Here is a 466-nt window from a genome sequence, read left to right as displayed (position 1 = left end):
ACGTGTTGATAGGTAAGTGCATTGAACACCTCCCCGTATTGTTCAGGAAAAAATGTCAGGGGTTATCATGCCACAATGGGGCGTACGGCTGTAGTACTAAGGGTCTTGCATCAACTAACGTAAAACGAGGCGCAGTGATATTTTTAAGGACGGTGAATTTGTCAACAATCTGCTCAGGCCTAATATCAAAATCGCAGGCGTTTTTTGCCTTGGGTACCGCATAGCTTTCAGATACACCAAATCCAGCATCCAACCATGCCGGCAATCCCCCGTCAAGAATATAGGTTTTCTGGATACCCATAACCTTGAGCATCCACCAGACCCCTCTCTGTCAGCATAGTTGTCACCCTCATTAACAACACTGATAGAGAAAAAAATGACACGTATTTCACCTGAACGTAAATCTGCCGCACTGGCTAAATTGCTACCACCGTACAACATGACTGTGACTGCGGTTGCACAAATG

At 45.5% G+C, this 466-nt stretch carries 1 protein-coding gene; it reads right to left on the bottom strand.

From position 1 onward, the window contains the following. Positions 1-55: 55 nt before the first annotated feature. Entirely contained in the window at positions 56-313 is a 258-nt protein-coding gene (locus Xinn_RS21510) for a hypothetical protein (protein WP_244590302.1), read from the bottom strand. Positions 314-466 lie beyond the last annotated feature (153 nt).

It is taken from the genome of Xenorhabdus innexi (genome assembly GCF_002632485.1).
GTDB classification, from domain to species: Bacteria; Pseudomonadota; Gammaproteobacteria; order Enterobacterales; family Enterobacteriaceae; genus Xenorhabdus; species Xenorhabdus innexi.
Note: the sequence above shows the minus strand (reverse complement) of the source record. Positions and strands in the feature narration are given on the sequence as shown.